Raw genomic sequence first — 12,940 nt, 5'->3', positions numbered from 1 at the left:
CAAATCAGGCCGTTGCGGGCCGTCGGCCGAAAATGCCCGGCGTTCGCCGCCCCGGGTCCGCCAAACCACCCGTGAGGGTCAACTCCCTTTTCCCCAGCACCTCATGGCGCACCGGAACGCTTCACATCTGACGTAGCGTCAGCTTCAATGAGGCCATGATGGGACATGCGGGAATGGCGGCCGCGGCCGTCCGCTATCTGCGTTCGACCGGCGCCACGACCGCGGCACCCGCGCCGGGAACCGCCCCTCGGCGACCACTGCGGGCGGTACGCGACGGGGAGCGCGCACCGTGCGATCCGGCCGCGTTCCGCGCCGCCCTGGGGCACTTCGCCAGCGGCGTCACCGTGATCACCGCGCCCGCCCCGGCCGAGGGCGCCACCGGACCGGCCGGTTTCGCCTGCCAGTCCTTCGCCTCGCTCTCCCTGGACCCGCCGCTGGTGACGTTCATGGTGGCCCGTACGTCGACGACCTGGCCGCGGATCGCCCGCGCCGGGGTCTTCTGCGTCAATGTGCTGGGCGCCGGGCAGGGCGCGCTGTGCCGGGCGTTCGCGGTCAGCGGGGCCGACAAGTTCGCCGGGGTGCGGCACACGCCCGCGCCGGTGACCGGCGCGCCCCGGCTCGACGCCGTGCCCGCCTGGATCGACTGCACCGTCCACGCGGTGCACACCGGCGGCGACCATCTCGTCGTCGTGGGCCGGGTCGAGGCCCTGGGGACGGACGCGACGGCGGCGGCCGACGGTCCGCTCCTCTTCCACCGCGGGGCCTTCGGGACCTTCCGGGAGGCGTGAGCGCGGGGGCGCGGGCCGGGTGGCCCGCGCCCCCACCGCGCGCCTCACCCCGGGAAGACCAGCACCCCGCGCGCCACCCGCCCGTGGTGGGCGTCGTCCGCCGCCCGGGCGAACTCCTCCACCGGGTACTCCGCGCTGACCAGTTCGTCGAGGAGGAGCCGGCCCTCGCGGTAGAGGCGGGCGTAGAGGGCGATGTCGCGCTGCGGGCGGGCGGAGCCGTAGCGGCAGCCCAGGATCGCCTTGTCGAGATACATCGACGACACCAGGAACGACGCCTCGGCGGTGGCGGGCGGGACGCCCAGCAGCACCGCCTGGCCGTGCCGGTCCAGCAGGTCCACCGCCTGCCGGATGAGGCGGGTGGAGCCCACGCACTCGAAGGCGTGGTCGGCGCCGGTCGGCAGCACCGCCTTCACCGCCTTGACGCTGTCGGGCACCGCGGAGGCGTCGATGAAGTGGGTGGCGCCGAACTGCCGGGCCCGCGCCTCCTTCGCCGGGTTGGCGTCCACCGCGACGATCACCGAGGCACCGGCGAGCCGGGCGCCCTGGAGGACGTTGAGGCCGACCCCGCCCGCGCCGATGACCACCACCGAGTCGCCGCGGTCCACCTTGGCGCGGTTGAGCACCGCGCCGACGCCGGTCAGCACCGAGCAGCCGATGAGCGCCGCGGACGCCGCCGGGATGTGCGGCGAGATCTTCACCGCCTGGACCGCCTTGACGACGGTGCGCTCCGCGAACGCCGAGTTCGACGCGAACTGGTACAGCGGCGTACCCCGCCACCGGAACGGCGTGCCGGGCATCCCGATCGCCTTGCGGCACATCGTCGGCCGCCCCCGGTCGCACTCCGCGCACGCCCCGCAGTTGGCCAGCGTGGACAGCGCCACCTGGTCCCCCGGCTCGACATGGCCGACGCCCGGGCCGACCGCCTCCACCACCCCGGCGCCCTCGTGCCCGAGCACCAGCGGCGCCGGGAAGGGGATCGTGCCGTCGACGACCGACAGATCGCTGTGGCACAGCCCGGCCGCCCGGACGGCGACCAGCACCTCACCGGGTCCGGGGTCGCGCACCTCCAGGTCGTCGACGACCCGGGGCTTCTCACCGTCGAAGATGACGCCTCTCATCACAACCTCCGTGGATCGGCCGCCCGGACCGGGGCGGGGACGGGGCGGGACGGACAGGGCGGGCGGGCCGGAGGCACGGCCGCGGGGCGGCGGGCGCGCCGCCCCGCCGCCCCGCGCGCCGCCCCGCACCCGTACCGGTCTCAGCCGTTGGGCCGCTCGCCCTTGGCCGCCGCTGCCGCCATCGCCTCCAGCTGCGCCAGCATCGGCATCGGGTCCGTGCCGAGGGTCACCGGCAGGGACGCGGCCAGCTTCTCCGGGCTCCAGCCGTCGGCGCTGTAGGCGGCGCGCACCTCGCGGGGCTGGGCCCAGAGGGCGATCTTGGGGCCCGCGACGGTGTAGACCTGCCCGGTGATCTTCTGCTCCCGGGCCCGGTCGCTGAGCAGGTAGACGACGAACGCGGCGACGTCCTCGGGCTCGCCGATCTCCGTCAGCTCCATGGGCACGTTCGCCGACATCCGGGTGCGCGCGACGGGCGCCACCGCGTTGGCGGTCACGCCGTACTTGTGCAGCCCCAGCGCGGCGCTGCGCACCAGCGAGATGATGCCGCCCTTCGCCGAGGCGTAGTTGGCCTGCGCCACGCTGCCCTGGTGGTTGCCGCTGGTGAAGCCGATGAGGGTGCCGGAGCGCTGTTTGCGCATGACGGCACTGGCGGCGCGGAAGAGGGTGAAGGTGCCCTTGAGGTGGGTGGCGACCACCGGGTCCCACTCCTCCTCGGTCATGTTGAAGAGCATCCGCTCGCGCAGGATCCCGGCGACGCAGACCACCCCGTCGAGGCGTCCGTAGCGCTCCAGCGCGGTGTCGACGATCCGCGCTCCGCCCGCCATCGTCGCGACGTCGTCGGCGGCCGCGACCGCCTCGCCGCCCGCCGCGGTGATCTCCTCGGTGACCGCCGCCGCGACCTCGCTGCTCGGCTCGCCGCCCTCGACGGAGACGCCGTAGTCGTTGACGACGACGCGGGCGCCGTGGGCGGCGCAGGCGAGGGCGACCGCCCGGCCGATGCCGCGCCCCGCCCCCGTGACGGCGATCACCTTGCCGACCAAGAAGTTGCCCATGTCGCGACCCTCCCAAAGTTTCTGACGGATCGTTAGATTTTTGAGCAGTCCCGGGACGAACACAAGACCCCGGGCCGAACCCACCGGGAGGGCCCGTGCCGCTGCCGCAGGAATTCCACGACCTCGCCCGCCGGGTGAACAACTGGGGCCGCTGGGGGCCGGACGACGAGATCGGCACCCTCAACCTGATCACCGAGGAGACCGTCCGGGCCGCCGCCGCGGAGGTGCGCGACGGCCACCGCGTCCCGCTCGCGCTGCCGCTGCGCCACGACGGCGTCCAGACCGGCGCGATCCCCGGCCGGATCAACCCGCTGCACACCATGACCGCCGTCCACCACGAACTGTTCGGCCCGGGCACCGTCGCCACCTCGGACGACGCGGTCACCATGGGCCTCCAGGCCGCCACCCACTGGGACGGCCTGACGCATGTCTCGTACGCCGGGCGGCTCTACAACGGGCGCCCCGCCGACACCGTCACCGCACACGCCGGGGCCACCGCCCTCGGCGTCGAGAAGCTGCCGCCGGTCGTCTCCCGCGGCGTCCTGCTCGACGTGGCCCGCGCCCACGGCGCCGACCGGCTGCCCGACGGCCACGCCGTCACCCCCGAAGACCTGGACGCCGCCGAGGAGTTGGCGGGCGTCCGGGTGCGGGCGGGCGATGTGGTGCTGGTGCGCACCGGGCAGCTCCGGCGCTATCTGGCGGGCGAGCGGGAGGCGTACGCGTTCCCGTCGCCGGGGCTGTCGGTGCACACCCCGCGGTGGTTCCACGAGCGGGACGTGGCGGCGGTCGCCAACGACACCCTGACGTTCGAGATCTTCCCGCCGGAGATCGAGGGCGCGTGGCTGGCGGTGCATGCGCTGCACCTGGTGGAGATGGGCATGCTCCAGGGCCAGAACTGGAACCTGGAGGAGCTGTCGACGACCTGCGCGGAGCTGGGCCGCCACACCTTCCTGCTGTCCGCCGTCGCCGAACCCTTCACCGGCGGCGCGGGCGCCCCCGTGGCCCCCGTCGCGCTGCTCTGACCGGCCCGGGCGCGCGCCGGAACGACGGACCGCCGCCCACCCGGGCCGCGGCCCGCGGGCGGCCCGGCGTCAGACGGCGTGATGGGTGACGCGGCACGCGGAGCCGGGGGCGTACGAGGCGTCCTGACCCTCCGGGGCGAACGGCAGCGGTCGGGCGCGGTCCACCTCGCACCAGATGCGCTTCCCGGCGCCCTCGGGCTGCCAGCCCCAGCGGTCGGCGAGCCCGTCGACCAGCTCCAGCCCCCGGCCGTGGGTGTCGTCGCCGTCGGCGTGCCGGGGGCGCGGCGGCCGGGCGCTGGAATCGGCGACCTCCACCCGCACCGTCCCCGCCACGGCGCCGGAGCCGGAGAAGCACATACGCAGCACGGCGCCGGTGCCCGTGTGGACCACGGCGTTGGTGACCAGCTCCGAGATCAGCAGGATCAGCGTCTCGGACAGCGGCTCGTCGACGCCTATCCCCGACCCGGCCAGCCGCGACCTGGCCCACCGCCGGGCCCGCCCCACCTCAGCGGGGTCGGGGCGTACCTCCAACTGCATCTGAAGCACCTGCACCGCTCACACCATCCGAACCGGCGGAAACTTCGCCTTGCGCCTCCACGAGGTCACGGTGCGTGACCTCACCGACTCCCAGCATGGTTGACGTTCCGTCACGGCAACAAGCGCTTCGGGCATATTCCAGCGCAAGGGAGTATGCGTGTTGCATACTGTGCGACGCACTTTTTGGGGGAGTCGAACACGCGGAAACCGACCTCCGCGCCCAGTGCGAGGGCGGCGCACTCCGTATCCCGGAGCCGCCTCACCGACGGCACCGTGATCATTGCGCCACAGAACCACTCGCACCCGAGCGAGCGTACCCGAGCGGACCGCCGACTCCCCCGTGTGACGAGTCACGCTCAGGACACAACCCGATATCGACGCTCCGTGACCGAATCTGCGTACCGGAACCGACATTTCGCGCATCGGCTGCAAGAAGCTGACATCCCTTGCGCCCGCTCCGGACATCATCCGGTCAGCAGGCCGGCCGCCAGCCGTTCCTCCGTCTCCCGCGCGCCACCCCAGCACTCCGCACGCCACCACGCCCGCTTGAGGTGGAGATGGATCTCCGCCTCCCAGGTGAATCCCATGCCGCCGTGCACTTGCAGACAGTCGCGGGCGTTACGCACCGCCGCGTCGTCGGCGAGCAGCTTCGCCGCGCAGACCTCGTCCTCGCTCTCGGTGACCGCCGCCGCGTACACCGCGGCGCGCGCCGTCTCGGCCCGTACCAGCATTCCGGCGCACAGATGCTTCACCGCCTGGAACGCGCCGATCGGCGCCCCGAACTGCTCGCGGACGCGGGCGTACGCCACGGCTTTCCCGACCGTGCGCGCCGCGCTGCCGAGCTGTTGCGCGGCGGTGAGCAGCGCCGCCTCCCGGCGCATCCGGCGCACGTCCACCGCGGGCCCCGGCAGCGCCCGCCCGCCGCCCTCGGGCACCCGGGCCAGCGGCGTCAGCGGATCGACGGAGGAGGGGCGCGGGGCGTCCGCCGCGCCGTCCGGCCGGAACACCCGTACGGGCCCGTCCGCGCGGTCCGGCAGCACCACCAACTCCGCGCATTCGTCCGGGTGTTCCCACAGCCCCGGCCCGCCCGGCGCCTGGGCCAGGCCGACGAGGCGCTCCCCGGTGGCGACGCCGTCGAGCCGTCCGGCCAGCAGATGGCAGGCGACCAGCGGGCCGGGGAGCAGCGCCCGGCCGGTCTCCTCGAAGAGCAGCACCGCCTCGGGCAGTCCGAGCCCGACGCCGCCGTCCGCCTCCGGCAGCCGCAGCGCGAAGAGTCCGGCCGCGCCCAGCTCGCGCCAGAGCGCACGGTCCGGGGCCGGTTCCGCGACGGCCGCGCGCAGCCGCTCGGGGCCGAACCGCCCGGCCAGCAACGCCCGCATCCCGTCTTGCAACTCGCCCTGTTCCTTGGTGAGTCGGAAGTCCACGGCCGCGCTCACCGCCCCTTCGGCAGGCCGAGGATCCGCTCGGCGACGATGTTCCGCTGAATCTGCGAGGTCCCGGCCGCGATGGTGTACGAGAGGGAGGAGAGGCGGGCGGCGACCCATTCGTGGTCGGTGTCGAGCGCCCCGGCGCCCAGCACCTCGGCCGCCGCGTCGTACAGCTCCTGGCGGGCGTGGGAGTAGCGGAGCTTGAAGACGGAGGCACCGGCGCCCGGCACCCCGCCGCCGCGTTCGGCCGCGCTGACGTTCCACTGGGTGAGCCGCCACAGCGCGGTGAACTCCGCGGCGAGCCGCCCCAGCCGCCGCCGCAGCACCGCATCGTCCCAGCGGCCGTTCTCCCGGGCGGTGCGGGCCACCGCGCCCAGCACCCGGCGGCAGGCGACGACCTCGCCGACGAAGGCGGTGCCGCGCTCGAAGGAGAGCGTCACCATCGTGACCCGCCAGCCGTCGTTCTCCGCCCCGACCCGGTACGCCGCCGGGATGCGGACCTCGTCGAGGAACACCTCGGCGAACTCGGTGGACCCGGCGAGCGTGCGCAGCGGCCGTACGGTCACGCCGGGCGCGTCCATCGGCAGGGCGAGCCAGGTGATGCCGCGGTGGCGGGGCGCGTCCGGGTCGGTGCGGACCAGGAGTTCGCACCAGTCGGCGACCTCGGCGTGCGAGGTCCAGATCTTGCTGCCGGTCACCACGTAGTCGTCGCCGTCGCGGACCGCGCGGGTGCGCAGCGCGGCCAGGTCCGATCCGGCGTCCGGTTCGCTGAAACCCTGGCACCAGATCTCGTCGCCGCGCAGGATCGGCGGCAGCCAGCGGGCGCGCTGCGCCGCGCTCCCCTCGGCGGCGAGTGTCGGCCCGGCGTGCAGCAGCCCGACGAAGTTCGCCCCGACGTACGGCGCCCCGGCCAGCTCGCTCTCCTCCAGGAAGATCAGATGCTGGGTCGGGGTGGCGCCCCGCCCGCCCGCGTCGGCGGGCCAGTGCAGCCCCGCGTACCCGGCGTCGTACAGCATCCGCTGCCAGGCGGTGTCGTAGGCGCGGCGCCCCGGCCAGTCGTGCGGGTCGGGGGGTGGCGGGAGCGTCGGGAGCGCGGTGGCGAGCCAGCGGCGCAGCCCGGCGCGGAACTCCTCCTCCTCGTCCGTGTAGGTGAGGTCCACGGGCGGGCCTACCGGTCCAGGTCCAGGCCGAGCATGCGGATGGCGTTGCCCCGCATCAGCTTGTACACGGTCGTCTCGTCGAGCCCCCGCACATGGTCGAGGGCGACCTGCTCGGTGTGCGGGAAGGTCGAGTCGACGTGCGGGTAGTCGGTCTCGAACGTCGCGTTGTCCCGCCCGACGACGTCCAGCGACGCGACGCCGTGCCGGTCACGGAAGAAGCAGCAGAAGATCTGCCGGTAGTAGTACGTGGACGGCGGCTCGGGGACCAGATCGCGCACCCCGCCCCAGGCGCGGTGCTCCTCCCAGACGTCGTCGGCGCGCTCCAGGGCGTACGGGATCCACCCCATCTGGCCCTCGCTGTAGGCAAGTTTGAGCCGCGGGAAGCGGACCAGGACGCCGGAGAAGAGGAAGTCCATCATCGACGCCATGGCGTTGTTGAAGGAGAGCGACGCCTGAACGGCGGGCGGCGCGTCCGGGGAGGCGGCGGGCATCTGCGAGCTGGACCCGATGTGCATGTTGACGACGGTCCCGGTCTCCTCGCACACCGCGAAGAACGGGTCCCAGTAGCCGGAGTGGATCGACGGCAGCCCGAGGTGGGTGGGGATCTCGGAGAACGTCACGGCGCGCACCCCGCGGGCCGCGTTCCGGCGGATCTCGGCGACGGCGAGGTCGATGTCCCACAGCGGGATCAGACAGAGCGGGATCAGCCGCCCGCCGCTGTCCCCGCACCACTCCTCGACCATCCAGTCGTTGTACGCGCGCACACAGGCGAGGGCGACCTCCTTGTCCCGCGCCTCGGCGAAGGTCTGGCCGCAGAAGCGCGGGAAGGTCGGGAAGCAGAGCGACGCCTCGACGTGGTTGAGGTCCATGTCCGCCAGCCGCGCCTTCGGGTCCCAGCAGCCGCGCCGCATCTCCTCGCGGGTGATGCCCTCCAGCGTCATCTCGTCGCGGTCGAAGCCGACGGCGGCGATGTTCCGCTTGTACGGGAACTTCAGGTCCTCGTAGAGCCACCAGTCGGTCGGCGGTCCGTCGGGGTCCATGGTGATGACGTACTTCCCGGCGACGTACGCCAGCTCGCCGATGCCCGCGGTGTGCGGCCGGGGGCCACGCTCGCGGTAGCGGCGCGGCAGCCAGGTCTCGAAGAGGTGCGCGGGCTCGATCACATGGTCGTCGACGCTGATGATGCGCGGTAGTTCCACCGGAATCCCCTCACCCGGACCGGCCGGACCCCACTGCCCGATCCGCCATATCTGATGCTCCGTCAGATATGAGGCTAGCTCCGGCCGCACGAGGCCGACAAGGCTTGGGAGATGGGCACGCGGACGCACGACGGACCGGCCCCCGGGAGCGGGAGCCGGTCCGCGAGGAGGCGGAATCGGCGGTCAGTTGGGCCGGTACGAGCCCGTGGCCTGGTCGTAGAGGCGGTCGACGGTGCGGCTGCCGGACTTGGGGCCGATGACCTGGACGAGGTGGTAGCGGCCCTGGTGGATCATGGCGAGGTTGCGGACGTAGACCTCACGGCCGCTGCCGTCCTTCCAGCTGAAGCCGCCCTCGGCCATCGCCGTCCGCCCGACGTCCATCCGCCGCAACCCGGACGCGGACGCCCAGTCGGCGGCGCGGTACGCCGCCAACTCCGGCTCCCTGTCCTGCTGGTAGGCCATCGGATCGGCGCCGAACGCAGCGACGGTGTCCCGGCCCGGCACCACGACCAGCTCGTAGTCGCCGCCGGTGTAGCGGATCCGGTCGTGCCCGTCCCGCCCCCGCCGCTGCCAGTCCGCACGGACCGCGATCTGGAAACCGGCCGGGTCCTTACGGACCGCGAAGCCGGTGGCGAGACCGGCCGGAGTGGTGGTCTGCGGGCTGCCCACGGGCGGGGCGCCACGGTCGTCGTCCGGGACGGTGGCGGCGGGCGACGGTGCGCCCGAGGTGCCGGTGCCCGTACGGCCGTGGGCCTCCTCACCGGCGTCCGGCAGGAACAGCACGACGCACGCCACCGCGCCCGCCATCAGCAGCAGGACCAGCACCAGCAGCAACGGGCCCAGATGGCGCGGCCCGCGGGCGCGCGGCGGCTTCGGCGCCCGGCCCGGGGCGGGCGCGGCGAGGCCGGGCGGCTCGTGCCGGTCGGCCACCGCCGCGCGGGCCTTCCGGCCGGGCGGCTGCGGCGCCGGGGCGGACGGCGCGGCGGAGCGCGTCCGGCCCGGGCGCCCCTTGCGGACCAGTTCGCCGCGGCGCCGGACCTCCGGCAGCCGCCGCGGGTCGGCCGCGCCACGGGCGGGGAGGGTGACGAGGCCGCTGTCCAGCTCCGGTTCGGTCGCGCCACGGGTCACCTCGCGCAGCACGGCGAGGAGCGGGCCGACCGCGGGCCGGGCGACCGGATCCGGGCCGAGCAGCGCCTCGACGGCGGGCCGCAGCGGGCCGCAGGCACCGGCGGGTGCCGGGCGGTGCGCGCAGACCATCCGGGCCAGCTCCGCCGCGTCCTCCTCCGGATACGGCGGATGGCCCTGCACACAGCGGAAGAGCAGCGCGCCGAGCGCCCACAGATCGGTGCCCGGACCCACCGCGCCCCAGGTACCGGACCCGGCCGGTGCCGCCTGCTCCGGCGCCCACCGCTCGACGACCGGCCCGACCAGCGCCAACCGCATCTCCCGCACCCGCCCGGCGACGAGCCCGGCACCGGCGGGAGCGGAACCCGTAGGGGCGGAACCCGTAGGGGCGGGGATGGCCGGGAGCGCCGGGGTGGGGCCCGCGGGGGCCGGGATCTCGGGTGCGGGGTCAGCGGGGGCCGCGGGGGCCGGGCCGCCGGGCTCCGCGACGGTGGCGTCCGCGGAGCCGTCCCCGGTGTCGCCCTCCGCCGCCTCGCCGTCGGGCTCCCCCGTGGCCTCCGCCACCTCGGGGCCCCGGGTCGGCGCCGGTACCGGGACCGGCAGCGGCATCGCCTCCGTCCCGCACAGCGCCTCCTGGGCCGCGCCCACCGCCAGGCCGCCGAGCACCGCGCGGCCGTCGTCGCAGATCAGGACCGTACGGTCGGTGATGTTGCGGTGCACCCAGCCCCGGGCGTGCAGGGTGCGCAGGGCGGTGAGGACATCCGCGCCGATCTCGGCGGCCCGCTGCGGCGCCATCGGGCCCTCGGCGAGCAGCGCGGCGAGCGGGCGGGCGGCGATCAGCTCACCGGCGATCCACAGCGCGCCCTCCGCCACGAAGACGTCGAAGACCTGGTCGAGCAGGGGATGGTCCGGCAGCTGCGCGGCGCGGGTCGCCGCCAGGAACGCCCGGCGTACGACCGGGTCCCGCGGATCGCGGGCCGCCTCCGCCGCACCGGCCCGCCCGGGCACGGACCGGCCGCCCGGCGCGTCGGCGAACTCCGCCTCCACCACCTCGGGCAGCGGCACCTGACGCAGCAGCACCTCCTGCGAGCTGTAGGTGTCGAGGGCGCGCAGCACCGTGGCGCCGTCCGCACCGCCGGGCCGCAGCGGCAGACGGTAACGCTCCGCGAGCATCCGCCCCGCGTACCGCTCCACGACGCCTCCCCTGCCTGTGTGCCGCGCGGTCGCCGCACCGGCGCCGCGTCCCCCGCGGGCGCCCGCCCGGGCCGCCCGCACCGGACCCGCACCGCACGGGCCCGAACAGCCTTGTGAATCTCACGATACGTGCCCGGAGCGGCGGTTGCGGCCCGCTCCGGGCGAACGGCGCGCGGCCTGTCGCCGCCGGGCCGACGGTCCGTCAGTCCTTGACGGCGAAGGTCGCGAACGCCGTGTCCCGCAGCTTCGTGCACTCGTCACCCGACCAGGCGTCCGCCTTGCAGCTGATCATGATCGCGTAGCCGTGCTTGTCGTCCGCCCGGAAACCGCGGTTGAGCACCCGTACCTTCTCGCCGTGCGAGGTGCGGGTGAACGACCAGTCGGCGACCGTCGGGTAGTCCCGCCACGCCACGGACTTGATGGCGATCCGGTGGTAGTCGGGCGTCGTGGCGCGCACCGACGTCTCCAGCTTCCGCCAGGAGGCCGCCGCGTCCTTGCCGGGCGTGGCGTTGTAGTCGATCTGGATCCGCGGGTAGCCGCCGTCCTTGCTGAAGATGGCGCCGGAGTTCTGCCCCGAGGTGCCCGTACGGTGCCAGCCCTTGGGCATCGCGACGCGGAAGTGGAAGTCGCCGTTGGTGACCTTCGCGTACCCGGCGGGCAGCTCGTCCTTCTTGTCGTCCTTCCCCTTGCCGTCGCCGTCCTGCGTGCCGTCGTCCCCGGCGCCGGGCGACGCCGGGGCCCGGTCGGACGGGGTGGACGTACCGCCGTCGGGCACGCCGCCGCCCTGCGAGGCGTGCGTCCGCGCCGCCGTCGCCTCGATGTCCCGGCCCGCCCGGGCGCTGTTGCCGGAGTCGCCGCCGGACAGCGCGAACCCGAGGATCGCGGCCACGACGGCGAGCGCCACGACCACCGCGATGATGATCAGGGTGCGGCGCGGCACCACATCGGTGACCGACGCCCGCGGCGGCCGACCGCCGCCCGCACCGGACGCGCCGGAGCCCGCACCCGAACCGGAGCGCGCCGCGGACGCCGCCGACGCCGCGGAGGAGGCGGCCGACGCGGCGGCGGCGCGCACCGTCTTCAGCGCGTCGCGCATCCGCTCCTTGGCCGCCTCGCCGTCGAAGCCCGGCCGGGTCGGGCCCGCCGCCTTCGCGGACCCGCCGCCCGGGGCGGCGGACGGCTTCTCCGGAGCCGCGGGCGACGCCTTCGCGGTCGGCTTCCGCGGCGCGGCGGCGGGCGCACCGGCGGCCGTCCCCGGCGTCTGCTTCGGCTTGCGCTGCCGGGACTTGGGCGGCCTGGGCGCGGGCTTCGGCGCCGCCGCCGGACGCGGCGGAGCCTCCTCGGGCACCACCGGCAGCGCCATCGCCCGCGTCGCGTCCAGCGGCGGTTCGGGCTTCTCCGGCGCGCTCACCGCCTTCTCCAGCAGCACCCGCGCCCCGGCGTCGTCCAACCGCCCGCCCGGGTCCTTGACCAGCAGCCCGCAGATGACGTCGGACAGCGGTCCGGCGTGCTTCGGCGGCTCCAGCGGCTCGGTCATCACCGCCGTCAGCGTCGCGATGGCGGAGCCCTTGTCGTACGGCGGCACGCCCTCGACGCAGGCGTAGAGCAGACCGCCCAGGGACCACAGGTCGGCGGGCGGGCCCGGCTTGTGGCCGCGGGCGCGCTCCGGCGAGATGTACGAGGGGGCGCCGACGAGCATGCCGGTGGAGGTCACCGACGGGTCGCCCTCGACCTGGGCGATGCCGAAGTCGGTCAGCACGACCCGGCCGTCGTCCGACATCAGCACGTTCGACGGCTTCACGTCGCGGTGCAGGATGCCCTCGCGGTGCGCGGCGCGCAGCACGTCGAGGACGGCGAGGCCCACCTCGGCGGCGCGGTGCGGGGTGAGCGGACCGTCGTCGCGCACCAGTTCGGCGAGGGAGCGCCCCTCGACCAGCTCCATGACGATCCACGGCCGGTCGTCCTCGTCGACCACGTCGTAGACCGTCACCGCGCCGTTGTTGCGGATCCGGGCGATCGCCTTGGCCTCCCGCAGCGTGCGGGTGATCAGGCGCCGCTTCTCGTCCTCCTCGACGCCGCCGGGGAAGCGCAGTTCCTTGACCGCGACCGTACGGCCCAGCACCTCGTCGCGCGCCCGCCAGACGGTGCCCATGCCGCCGCGGCCGAGGACTCCGGCGAGCCGGTACCGGCCGGCGAGCAGCCTGCCCTCCTTGCCGTCCATCTCGACCTCGTCGCCCACTGAATCCCCTCTGCAATCCAGCCGAGTTGGCGGCCCCGATTCCCATCGGCGCCAAACTGGCCCAACTCGGACAACCCAC

At 74.8% G+C, this 12,940-nt stretch carries 10 protein-coding genes; 2 read left to right on the top strand and 8 right to left on the bottom strand.

The window, feature by feature from the left end:
• Nucleotides 1–155: 155 nt before the first annotated feature.
• Nucleotides 156–788, top strand: a complete 633-nt coding sequence (locus IF23_RS0125245; RefSeq protein WP_245655103.1) for a flavin reductase family protein — start codon at nt 156–158, stop codon at nt 786–788.
• A 44-nt stretch (nt 789–832) separates the two neighbouring features.
• On the opposite strand, the gene IF23_RS0125240 is transcribed toward IF23_RS0125245, so the two are convergent.
• Both IF23_RS0125240 and IF23_RS0125235 read right to left on the bottom strand, forming a co-directional pair.
• Nucleotides 833–1,906, bottom strand: a complete 1,074-nt coding sequence (locus tag IF23_RS0125240; protein WP_030287492.1) for an alcohol dehydrogenase catalytic domain-containing protein — start codon at nt 1,904–1,906, stop codon at nt 833–835.
• A gap of 140 nt (nt 1,907–2,046) precedes the next feature.
• On the bottom strand, nt 2,047–2,958 hold the full coding sequence (locus IF23_RS0125235; protein WP_030287490.1) for an SDR family NAD(P)-dependent oxidoreductase: 912 nt from the start codon (nt 2,956–2,958) through the stop codon (nt 2,047–2,049).
• A 95-nt stretch (nt 2,959–3,053) separates the two neighbouring features.
• Here IF23_RS0125235 and IF23_RS0125230 point away from each other — a divergent pair, with 95 nt between their 5' ends.
• On the top strand, nt 3,054–3,980 hold the full coding sequence (locus IF23_RS0125230) for a cyclase family protein (RefSeq protein ID WP_030287489.1): 927 nt from the start codon (nt 3,054–3,056) through the stop codon (nt 3,978–3,980).
• Nucleotides 3,981–4,049: 69 nt separating this feature from the next.
• Here the strand turns inward: IF23_RS0125230 and IF23_RS0125225 are convergent, their stop codons facing one another.
• The 6 genes from IF23_RS0125225 to IF23_RS0125200 form a co-directional block, all read right to left on the bottom strand.
• Complete coding sequence (locus IF23_RS0125225) at nt 4,050–4,532, bottom strand: ATP-binding protein (protein WP_030287487.1); 483 nt, start codon at nt 4,530–4,532, stop codon at nt 4,050–4,052.
• 449 nt (nt 4,533–4,981) lie between these two features.
• Nucleotides 4,982–5,941: an acyl-CoA dehydrogenase family protein gene (locus tag IF23_RS0125220; protein ID WP_030287486.1), complete on the bottom strand. Its 960-nt coding sequence runs from the start codon at nt 5,939–5,941 to the stop codon at nt 4,982–4,984.
• Between the two features lie 8 nt (nt 5,942–5,949).
• Nucleotides 5,950–7,104 carry an acyl-CoA dehydrogenase family protein gene (locus IF23_RS0125215; protein ID WP_030287484.1) on the bottom strand — a complete coding sequence of 385 codons (1,155 nt, stop codon included), beginning with the start codon at nt 7,102–7,104 and terminating at the stop codon, nt 5,950–5,952.
• 8 nt (nt 7,105–7,112) lie between these two features.
• Nucleotides 7,113–8,309 carry an amidohydrolase family protein gene (locus IF23_RS0125210; RefSeq protein ID WP_107127014.1) on the bottom strand — a complete coding sequence of 399 codons (1,197 nt, stop codon included), beginning with the start codon at nt 8,307–8,309 and terminating at the stop codon, nt 7,113–7,115.
• Nucleotides 8,310–8,486: 177 nt separating this feature from the next.
• Entirely contained in the window at nt 8,487–10,622 is a 2,136-nt protein-coding gene (locus tag IF23_RS0125205; RefSeq protein ID WP_030287481.1) for a serine/threonine-protein kinase, read from the bottom strand.
• Nucleotides 10,623–10,824: 202 nt separating this feature from the next.
• Nucleotides 10,825–12,861 (bottom strand): serine/threonine-protein kinase, encoded by a 2,037-nt coding sequence (locus tag IF23_RS0125200; RefSeq protein ID WP_425423884.1) that lies wholly within the window; start codon nt 12,859–12,861, stop codon nt 10,825–10,827.
• Nucleotides 12,862–12,940: the final 79 nt, after the last annotated feature.

The sequence above is a fragment of the Streptomyces catenulae genome (assembly GCF_000718015.1).
Taxonomy (GTDB): Bacteria; Actinomycetota; Actinomycetes; order Streptomycetales; family Streptomycetaceae; genus Streptomyces; species Streptomyces catenulae.
This window is presented reverse-complemented; position numbering and strand designations above follow the sequence as displayed.

What these genes read in the sequence shown, in the direction of transcription:
- IF23_RS0125235 (WP_030287490.1), bottom strand. Translation starts at nt 2,958, where the DNA reads ATGGGCAACTTCTTGGTCGGCAAGGTGATCGCCGTCACGGGGGCGGGG.
- IF23_RS0125240 (WP_030287492.1), bottom strand. Translation starts at nt 1,906, where the DNA reads ATGAGAGGCGTCATCTTCGACGGTGAGAAGCCCCGGGTCGTCGACGAC.
- IF23_RS0125245 (WP_245655103.1), top strand. Translation starts at nt 156, where the DNA reads ATGATGGGACATGCGGGAATGGCGGCCGCGGCCGTCCGCTATCTGCGT.